The sequence below is a fragment of the Kitasatospora xanthocidica genome (assembly GCF_014656195.1).
GTDB lineage: Bacteria > Actinomycetota > Actinomycetes > Streptomycetales > Streptomycetaceae > Kitasatospora > Kitasatospora xanthocidica.
This window is the reverse complement of sequence record NZ_BNBY01000028.1, coordinates 99,203-105,598: the sequence shown is the minus strand read 5'-3', so window position 1 is coordinate 105,598 and position 6,396 is coordinate 99,203. Positions and strand designations below refer to the sequence as shown.

Here is a 6,396-nt window from a genome sequence, read left to right as displayed (position 1 = left end):
GACGCCGCCGAACAATCATTCCAAAAAGCCCCATCCGGATCCCGGATGGGGCTTTTTGCGTTTCCGGGAAAGCGGGCCGGACCCCTGCCGAGTGACCCCCGCCGAGTGGCTGGTGCACCGTCAATATGCCGCTAAAACCGCCTGATCAGCGGACTGATCCGCGGAAAATCGCTGCTCACGCCGTAGTCTCGAAGGGCAGGGGAACAGGTGTCCGGGGGTGGCTCCCGGACACGGCCGGATCAAGAATGGTGCTCATGGGACGAGGCAGGCTGCGCATCTACCTCGGGGCGGCCCCCGGGGTCGGCAAGACGTACGCCATGCTCGCCGAGGCGCACCGGCGGCAGGAACGCGGTACGGACGTCGTGGTGGCGTTCGTGGAGGACCACGGCCGCAGGCGCACCGCGGACATGGTCGCCGGGCTGGACGTCGTGCTGCGGCAGCAGGTGCTGCACCGGGGCGCGCGGTTCTCCGAGATGGACCTGGACGCGGTCCTCGCCCGCCGGCCGCAGGTGGCCCTGGTGGACGAGCTGGCCCACACCAACGTCCCGGGGTGCCGCAACGAGAAGCGCTGGCAGGACGTCGAGGAGCTGCTGGCGGCCGGGATCGACGTGATCTCCACCGTCAACGTGCAGCACCTGGAGTCGCTGGGCGACGCCGTCGCGGGCATCACCGGGGTGCGCCAGCGCGAGACCGTCCCGGACGAGGTGGTCCGGCGGGCCGATCAGATCGAGCTCGTGGACATGTCCCCGCAGGCGCTGCGGCGGCGGCTGGCGCACGGGAACGTGTACGCGCCGGAGAAGATCGACGCGGCGCTCGCCAACTACTTCCGTCCCGGGAACCTCACCGCGTTGCGCGAACTCGCGCTGCTGTGGACCGCCGACCGGGTGGACGAGTACCTGCAGAAGTACCGGGCCGAGCAGGGCATCGAGGGCACCTGGCAGGCCCGGGAGCGGATCGTGGTGGGCCTGACCGGCGGGCCGGAGGGGGCGACGCTGATCCGGCGGGCCGCCCGGATCGCGGCCCGCGTGTCGGGCGGTGAGCTGCTCGCCGTGCACATCTCCCGCTCGGACGGCCTCGTGGGTTCGGGCTCGCCGCAGATGCTGATCGAGCAGCGGGCGCTGGTGGAGAGCCTCGGCGGCTCCTTCCACGCGGTGCTGGGCGACGACCCGGCCGCCGGCCTGCTGGACTTCGCCCGGGGCGTGAACGCCACCCAGATCGTGCTGGGCACCAGCCGCCGGCCCGGCTGGCAGTACCTGTACGGGCCGGGCGTGGGCACCACGGTGACCCGGGAGGCCGGGGACATCGACGTCCACATGGTCACCCACGAGAACGCGGGGCACGGGCGCGGCAGGATTCCGGTCCGCCGGATCACCGACCTGGGCCGGACCAGGACGATCGCCGGCTGGCTGATCGGGCTGGGCGGTCCGCCGCTGATGGCGATCGTGCTGACCGCGATCGGCGGGCTGGGGCTCTCCACCGACATGCTGCTGTTCCTGTCGCTGACGGTGTGCGCGGCGCTGGTCGGCGGGCTGCTGCCGGCGATCGGTTCGGCGCTGGTCGGCTCCTCGGTGCTCAACTACTACTTCACGCCGCCGCTGCACACCTTCACCATCAACGAGCCGCAGAACATCATGGCGGTGGCGATATTCACCATCGTCGGCATATCGGTGGCCTCCGTGGTGGACCTGGCGGCCCGGCGCACCCACCAGGCGGCCCGCAGCCAGACCGAGGCGCAGACGCTCAGCGCGCTGGCCGGCACGATGCTGCGCGGCGCGCCGAACGGCGACGGGGTGCTGACCGCGCTGATGGAGCAGGTCCGGGAGACCTTCGGGCAGGAGAGCGCGGCGTTGCTGGAACGCCCGGATCCGCTCGGCCCGTGGGTGCCGGTGGCCACCGCCGGGCCGCGGCCGCCGGAGCGGCCGGAGGAGGCCGACGTGGACGTCCCGGTCGGCGAGAGCCTGGCGCTGGTGCTGCGCGGCCGGGTGCTGCCGGGGGCGGACCGGCGGCTGCTGGGGGCCTTCGCCGCGCAGGCCGCGGTGGTGCTGGAGCGCCGCCGGCTGGCCCGGGAGGCCGCGGCGGCCCGCCGGGAGGCCGAGGGCAACCGGATCCGGACCGCGCTGCTGGCCGCCGTCTCGCACGACCTGCGCACCCCGCTGGCGGGCATCAAGGCCTCGGTGAGCTCGCTGCGTTCGGCGGACGTCGACTGGGCCCCGGAGGACGAGGCCGAGCTGCTGGCCGGGATCGAGGACGGGGCCGACCGGCTGGACCACCTGATCAACAACCTGCTCGACATGAGCCGGCTGCAGACCGGGACGGTCACCCCGCTGATCCAGGAGACCGACCTGGACGAGGTGGTGCCGTTCGCGCTCGGCGGCGTACCGCTGGAGTCCGTCCGGCTGGACGTGCCGGAGACGCTCCCGATGGTGCGGGCCGACGGCGGGTTGCTGGAGCGCTCGCTGGCCAACCTGGTCGAGAACGCCGTCAAGTACAGCCCGGACGGCGTCCGGGTGCTGGTGAAGGCCGATGTGCTGGAGCAGCCGGGGCTGCCGGACCGGGTCGAGCTGCGGATCGTCGACCGCGGACCGGGGGTGCCGGAGGAGGCCAAGGAGCGGATCTTCGCCCCGTTCCAGCGTTACGGCGACGCGCCGCGCGGCGCCGGGGTGGGCCTCGGGCTCGCGGTGGCGCGCGGCTTCGTCGAGGCGATGGACGGTAGCGTCACCGCCGAGGACACCCCCGGCGGCGGCCTCACCATGGTCGTCAGCCTGCCCGCCGTCGAACGGCCGCCCGAGCCGGAGGAACCGGGTGCGTCGCACGGCGACGGGAGTGATCCGCTGCCGGAGCTGATCACCTGAGAACCGGCGGCGCACCGGTCGGGCCCGTCGCCCCCGGTACCGCCCGCCGTCCCGAGAGCCACTCCTCCCGCGATCGATCCGGTTCGTCGATCCGGTTCATCGATCCAGTCCCACAGTCCGCAAGCCCAGACAGCCCCGAAAGTTCAGACAGCCCCGAAAGGCGGAGCCCGCACATGACCCGGGTCCTCGTCGTGGACGACGAACCACAGATCGTCCGCGCGCTGGTGATCAACCTCAAGGCCCGCAAGTACGAGGTGGACGCGGCCCATGACGGCGCGAGCGCCCTGGAACTGGCCGCCGCCCGCCATCCGGACGTGGTCGTCCTCGACCTGGGCCTGCCCGACATGGACGGGGTCGAGGTGATCCGCGGCCTGCGCGGCTGGACCCGGGTCCCGATCATCGTGCTGTCGGCCCGGCACGCCTCGGACGAGAAGGTCGAGGCCCTGGACGCCGGCGCCGACGACTATGTGACCAAGCCGTTCGGCATGGACGAGCTGCTCGCCCGGATGCGGGCCGCCGTGCGGCGGGCCGAGCCGGTGGCCGGGGAGGCCGACTCGCTGGTCGTCACCGAGAGCTTCACGGTCGACCTCGCGGCCAAGAAGGTCAACCGGGACGGCGCCGACGTCCGCCTCACCCCGACCGAGTGGCACCTGCTGGAGGTGCTGGTCCGCAACGCCGGGCGGCTGGTCAGCCAGACCCAGCTGCTGCAGGAGGTGTGGGGCCCGGCCTACCGCACCGAGACCAACTACCTGCGGGTCTACCTCGCGCAGCTGCGCCGCAAGCTGGAGCGCGACCCCTCGCACCCGCGCCACTTCATCACCGAGCCGGGAATGGGATACCGGTTCGAGAGCTGACGGCCGGTGCCCCCGGTGGCTGAACGACCTGCCGCCGGGGCCCCGGAACCCGGTACCCTTCGGGCATGAGTGGTGACAACAGCAGCGGCCAGCCGCAGGGGCGGTTCCGCCGCATGCTCAGCAGGCTGACCTCCTCGGCCGAGGAACTGGACGCCGAGGATCTGCGCCAGGAGAGTGCCGCGGAGTCGGGTTGCACGCCGATCGCCGGCTGCGGCGACCGCGAGCTGGTCACCGTCGCGGGCACGCTGCGCACGGTGACGCTCCGCCCGCGGGCCGGGGTGCCGGCGCTGGAGGCCGAACTCTTCGACGGCACCGAGCCCCTGGACGTGGTCTGGCTCGGACGCCGCTCGATCGCGGGCATAGAGCCCGGCCGCAGGCTGGTCGCCAGCGGTCGGATCAGCCACGCGCGCGGGCGCCGCGTGCTGTTCAACCCCCGCTACGAGCTGCGTCCGGTCGGACACGGGAGCGAATGAGCGTGAGCAACCTGCCCGGCGGCGAGACCGCCGCCCAGCTCGACCCGGTCGTCGACGCGGCGGCGGAGGAAGCCGCCCGCAAGGCCGCCTCCAAGGAGGCCGCCGACACCGTCCTGAAGGCCTTCGGCGGCGTGCGCGGCATGATCGACATGACGCTGCCCGGCCTGGTCTTCATCGTCACGTACAACCTCACCCACCAGGTCAGCACCTCGGCGTGGGCGGCGCTCGGACTGAGCGCCCTGTTCGTGGTGGCCCGGCTGGCGAAGCGGGAGACCATCCAGCACGCCTTCAGCGGGGTGTTCGGCGTCGCGCTGGGCGCCTGGATCTCGATGAAGAGCGGCAAGGCCGAGGACTTCTACCTGCCAGGCCTGCTCTGGAACGTCGGCTACTGCATCGCGCTGGCGACGTCCGCGCTGGTGCGCTGGCCGATGATCGGCGTGATGCTCGGCCCGATCACCGGTGAGATGTTCACCTGGCGCAAGGAGAACCCGGGCCGACTGGCCGCCTACACCAAGGCGACCTGGGCCTGGGTGCTGATCATGGGCCTCAAGCCGCTGGTCCTCTTCCCGCTGTACTTCACCCACAACGTCAACCTGCTGGGCTGGCTGAAGGTCGCCCTCGGCATCCCGCCGCTGCTGCTGGCGATGTACGTGACGTGGCAGATCCTGCTGAAGGCGCCGCCGCCGATCAAGGCGCAGCTGGACGACGAGGAAGAGCCGGTGAAGTAGCCGCTCCCGCGAAGGCCGAGGGCCCGCACCCACCCCTGGAATCCGGGGAGTGGTGTGCGGGCCCTCGGCCGTGCTCGCGCTGCTACTGGGCGCCGGAGGTGGCCGACAGCAGCTCCTCCAGCTCCTCCTCGCGCTCCTGCGCGGCGACGAAGAGCAGCTCGTCGCCGCCCTCCAGGGTGTCGTCCTTGCCCGGCACCAGCACCCGGCCCTCGCGGATGATGGTCACCAGCGCGGTGTCCTGCGGCCAGGCGACGTCACCGACCCGGGTGCCGACCAGCTCGGTGTCGGAGGCCAGGGTCAGCTCGACCAGGTTGGCGTTGCCCTGGCTGAAGCGCATCAGCCGGACCAGGTCGCCGACGCTGACCGCCTCCTCGACCAGGGCGGACATCAGGCGCGGCGTGGACACGGCCACGTCCACGCCCCAGGACTCGTTGAAGAGCCACTCGTTCTTGGGGTTGTTCACCCGGGCGACCACCCGCGGCACCGCGTACTCGGTCTTGGCGAGCAGCGAGACGACCAGGTTGACCTTGTCGTCACCGGTGGCGGCGATCACCACGTGGCAGCGCTGCAGGGCGGCCTCGTCCAGCGAGGTGATCTCGCAGGCGTCGGCCAGCAGCCACTCGGCCATGGGCACCCGCTCCACCGAGATGGAGTTGGGGTTCTTGTCGATCAGCAGGACCTCGTGGCCGTTCTCCAGCAGCTCGCCCGCGATCGAGCGGCCCACGGCACCGGCCCCGGCAATGGCGACGCGCATCAGTGACCCTCCTCCTTCGGCCCCTGTGCGAACGCGGCCTCGACGGCCGTCAGGTCGCCCCGGCGCAGCATCACGTGCACCAGGTCGCCCTCCTGCACCACCATCTGCGGCGTGGGCAGGACGCCCTCGCCGAGCCGGGTGACGAACGCCACCCGGGCGCCGGAGGCCTCCTCCAGCAGGCCGATCCGGTGGCCGACCCAGCGCGGGTCGTAGGCGACCTCGGCGAGCTGCACGCCGCCGCTCGGGTCCTGCCACAGCGGCTCGGCGCCGCTCGGGAGCAGCCGGCGCAGCATCTGGTCGGCGGTCCAGCGGACCGTCGCGACGGTGGGGATGCCCAGGCGCTGGTACACCTCGGCGCGGCGGGGGTCGTAGATCCGGGCCGCGACGTTCTCGACGCCGAAGTTCTCCCGGGCCACCCGCGCGGCGATGATGTTGGAGTTGTCGCCGCTGGAGACCGCGGCGAACGCGCCGGCCTCCTCGATGCCCGCCTCGCGCAGGGTGTCCTGGTCGAAGCCGACGCCGGTCACCCGGCGCCCGTTGAACCCGGCGCCCAGCCGGCGGAACGCGGTCGGGTCCTGGTCGACCACGGCCACCGAGTGGCCCTGTTTCTCCAGCGCTCTCGCGAGGGCCGAGCCCACGCGGCCACAGCCCATGATGACGATGTGCACCGGCGCTACCTCACCCGTTCCGTCGGGGTACTGACCTGCGCAAACACCGTTCATCTCCCTTTCCCGC

Annotated in this window: 6 protein-coding genes; 4 read left to right on the top strand and 2 right to left on the bottom strand. The window is 72.3% G+C overall.

Annotated features, from left to right (window positions below):
- Window positions 1-254: 254 nt before the first annotated feature.
- From IE332_RS33250 to IE332_RS33235, 4 genes are all read left to right on the top strand, one after another.
- Complete coding sequence (locus tag IE332_RS33250; protein WP_189923801.1) at window positions 255-2,852, top strand: ATP-binding protein; 2,598 nt, start codon at window positions 255-257, stop codon at window positions 2,850-2,852.
- 173 nt (window positions 2,853-3,025) lie between these two features.
- Window positions 3,026-3,706: a response regulator gene (locus tag IE332_RS33245; RefSeq protein WP_049657530.1), complete on the top strand. Its 681-nt coding sequence runs from the start codon at window positions 3,026-3,028 to the stop codon at window positions 3,704-3,706.
- A 65-nt stretch (window positions 3,707-3,771) separates the two neighbouring features.
- A complete protein-coding gene (locus IE332_RS33240; protein WP_189923799.1) occupies window positions 3,772-4,179 on the top strand; it encodes an OB-fold nucleic acid binding domain-containing protein in 408 nt (135 codons plus the stop codon).
- Complete coding sequence (locus IE332_RS33235; protein ID WP_189923797.1) at window positions 4,176-4,907, top strand: DUF3159 domain-containing protein; 732 nt, start codon at window positions 4,176-4,178, stop codon at window positions 4,905-4,907. Before IE332_RS33240 ends, IE332_RS33235 begins: the two co-directional genes overlap by 4 nt.
- Before the next feature lie 82 nt (window positions 4,908-4,989).
- Here the strand turns inward: IE332_RS33235 and IE332_RS33230 are convergent, their stop codons facing one another.
- Together IE332_RS33230 and IE332_RS33225 are read right to left on the bottom strand one after the other, a co-directional pair.
- The gene (locus tag IE332_RS33230; protein WP_030060763.1) at window positions 4,990-5,661 is read right to left on the bottom strand and encodes a potassium channel family protein; all 672 of its coding nucleotides are present in this window, start codon (window positions 5,659-5,661) and stop codon (window positions 4,990-4,992) included.
- On the bottom strand, window positions 5,661-6,329 hold the full coding sequence (locus IE332_RS33225; RefSeq protein WP_189923795.1) for a potassium channel family protein: 669 nt from the start codon (window positions 6,327-6,329) through the stop codon (window positions 5,661-5,663). Before IE332_RS33225 ends, IE332_RS33230 begins: the two co-directional genes overlap by 1 nt.
- Window positions 6,330-6,396: the final 67 nt, after the last annotated feature.

Bases quoted from the DNA above. Each gene is read 5' to 3' on its own strand.
- IE332_RS33235 (WP_189923797.1), top strand. From the start codon at position 4,176: ATGAGCGTGAGCAACCTGCCCGGCGGCGAGACCGCCGCCCAGCTCGAC.
- IE332_RS33240 (WP_189923799.1), top strand. From the start codon at position 3,772: ATGAGTGGTGACAACAGCAGCGGCCAGCCGCAGGGGCGGTTCCGCCGC.
- IE332_RS33230 (WP_030060763.1), bottom strand. From the start codon at position 5,661: ATGCGCGTCGCCATTGCCGGGGCCGGTGCCGTGGGCCGCTCGATCGCG.
- IE332_RS33245 (WP_049657530.1), top strand. From the start codon at position 3,026: ATGACCCGGGTCCTCGTCGTGGACGACGAACCACAGATCGTCCGCGCG.
- IE332_RS33250 (WP_189923801.1), top strand. From the start codon at position 255: ATGGGACGAGGCAGGCTGCGCATCTACCTCGGGGCGGCCCCCGGGGTC.